The following is a 2294-nucleotide window of genomic DNA, read 5'->3' as shown; positions in this document are numbered from 1 at the left end:
GAGACCTTCGAGTGCTTCTGCACGCGCCGGGAGATTCTGGAAGCGCCGAGCGCACCGCACGCCCCGCCCGGCGCGTACCCCGGAACCTGCCGGGAACTGACCGACGCGCAGCGGGCAGCGCGACGACGCGACCGCCCCGCCGCCGTCCGTCTGCGGGCAGTTGTCCGCGAGTTCGCGGTGCACGACGTGCTGCACGGCGAATACAACGGCGACGTCGACGACTTCGTCCTCGTACGCGGCGACGGCATCCCCGCGTACAACCTCGCCGTGGTGGTCGACGATGCGGGCGCCGGGATCGACCAAGTGGTCCGCGGCGACGACCTGCTCTCGTCGACCCCGCGGCAGGCGTATCTCGCGACCCGGCTCGGCTACGTCGTCCCGGAGTATGCGCACGTCCCGATGGTGCTGAGCCCTTCGACAGGCTCAGGGGGCGAACAGGTGGGTTCCGCGGGCGAACAGGTGGGTTCCGGGGGCGAACCGATCCGGCTCGCCAAACGTGACGGCGCCGTCACGCTGGAGCAACTCGGCATGCGCGGTTACGATGCTCCCGCAGTGGTGGGCATGATGGCCGTGTCGCTGCGCCTCGCCGCCCCCGGCGAGCCCGTCACCAGGGAGCGGTTGCTCGAGCGCTTCGACCCGACGGCGCTCGAGCGCGCACCCTGGGTGTTCGTTCCGCCGGGTTGAGGTGTGGTTTCGACACGGCCCGACTCACTCCGTTCACGAACCGGCTCAACCATCGATAGTCTGTCCCGCCCGGTAGATGAGCGAACCCGCGAGTCGACGAACCGGCTCGACCGGCCGATGCGCGATTTGTCTTCCGTTTACGACACTGACGGTCGGCAACGGGACACAAATTCTCCGGTCCAGGTCAGCAGGTCTGGCGGGTCCCGGCGTAGTAGCGGGCCAGGAAGTCGTCGCGGTACTCGACGTAGTTGCCCTCCTCGATGGCGCGGCGGGCGCGGTCGACGAGCGTAACGGTGAACGAGAGATTGTGCAGGGTGGCCAAGGTCGCGGCGAGGCCCTCTTTCGCGCGGAACAGGTGGTGCAAATAGGCCCGAGTGTACTGGGTCGAGTAATTGTCCAGCTCGGCGTCGAGCGGCGAAAAATCGGCCTTGTACTTGGCGTTGGTGACGTTGTATCGGCCGTCGAACGAGTAGATCGCGCCGTTGCGTGCGACGCGCGTCGGGGACACACAGTCGAAGGTGTCGGCGCCGTTCTCGATGGCCGTGAAGATGTCGTCCGGCTCGGAGATACCGAGCAGGTGACGCGGCGCATCGTCGGGCAGCTCGTCGGTCACCCAACCCACGATGGTGCCCAGATTTGCCTTCTCCAGCGCCCCACCGATGCCGTAACCGCCAAAGCCCTTGCCGCCGTTGTCGCGGTCGATCCGGGACAGTTCGACGAGGTCGCGCGTGGCCTTGCGGCGCAGGTCCTCGTACTGCGCACCCTGCACAACTCCCCACAGCGCCTGTTGCGGACGATGGCGGCGCTCGGCCGACAGCCGCTTGTGCTCGGCCAGGCACCGGATGGCCCACTGGCGAGTGCGCTCCAGCGACTCCTCCTGATACCCGCGAGTGTTCATCAAAGTGGTGAGCTCATCGAAGGCGAAGATGATGTCCGCACCCAACTGGTGCTGGATCTGCATGGACACCTCGGGTGTGAACCGGTGTCGTGAGCCGTCGATGTGGGATTTGAACGTGACGCCGTCGTCGTCGACGTTGGCCAGGCGCTCCTTGCCGGGGGCGATCGCGTCGTCGTCCTGCGCCGGCGCTCCCGGGACATCCATCGAAATGACCTTCTTGAAGCCCACCCCGAGGCTCATCACCTGGAAGCCCCCGCTGTCGGTGTAGGTGGGACCCGGCCAGTTCATGAAGGCGCCGAGGCCACCGGCCGCATCGACGATGTCCGGGCCGGGCTGCAGGTACAAGTGATAGGCGTTCGCGAGCACGGCCTGCGCGCCGAGCGCCGCCACTGATTCGGGCAGCACGGTCTTCACCGTCGCTTTGGTGCCGACTGGGACGAAGGCGGGCGTGGCGATCTCGCCGTGCGGCGTCACGACGGTGCCGGTCCGCCCCGCAGTTCCGTCGAGCCGGGCACGGGGGATGAACGTACTGGTGGTCACGCACGCGATTCTCCCATAGCGTGAGGGGATGACCCTTCGACGAGCTCAGGGAACGACAACTCCGCCGGCGGCCGGACGGCACGGCGCTCGGCGCACGATCAGGCTCACTACTGCCGGACTGGTCACCGTCGCCCTGGTCCTCGCCACCGCCGCCTGCGGCTCAGACCAGCAG

The 2294-nt window shown here is 67.7% G+C and carries 2 protein-coding genes; one reads left to right on the top strand and one right to left on the bottom strand.

From position 1 onward, the window contains the following. Positions 1 to 684, top strand: a 684-nt coding sequence (locus tag WAW85_RS11290; protein ID WP_422559704.1) for a glutamate--tRNA ligase family protein, incomplete at its 5' end; no start/stop codon positions are given. A gap of 184 nt (positions 685 to 868) precedes the next feature. Here the strand turns inward: WAW85_RS11290 and tgt are convergent. After that, positions 869 to 2122 carry a tRNA guanosine(34) transglycosylase Tgt gene (gene tgt / locus WAW85_RS11285; RefSeq protein ID WP_422559703.1) on the bottom strand — a complete coding sequence of 418 codons (1254 nt, stop codon included), beginning with the start codon at positions 2120 to 2122 and terminating at the stop codon, positions 869 to 871. Between the last annotated feature and the right edge of the window lie 172 nt (positions 2123 to 2294).

Source organism: Gordonia sp. (in: high G+C Gram-positive bacteria), assembly GCF_049299075.1.
GTDB lineage: Bacteria > Actinomycetota > Actinomycetes > Mycobacteriales > Mycobacteriaceae > Gordonia.
Note: the sequence above shows the minus strand (reverse complement) of the source record. Positions and strands in the feature narration are given on the sequence as shown.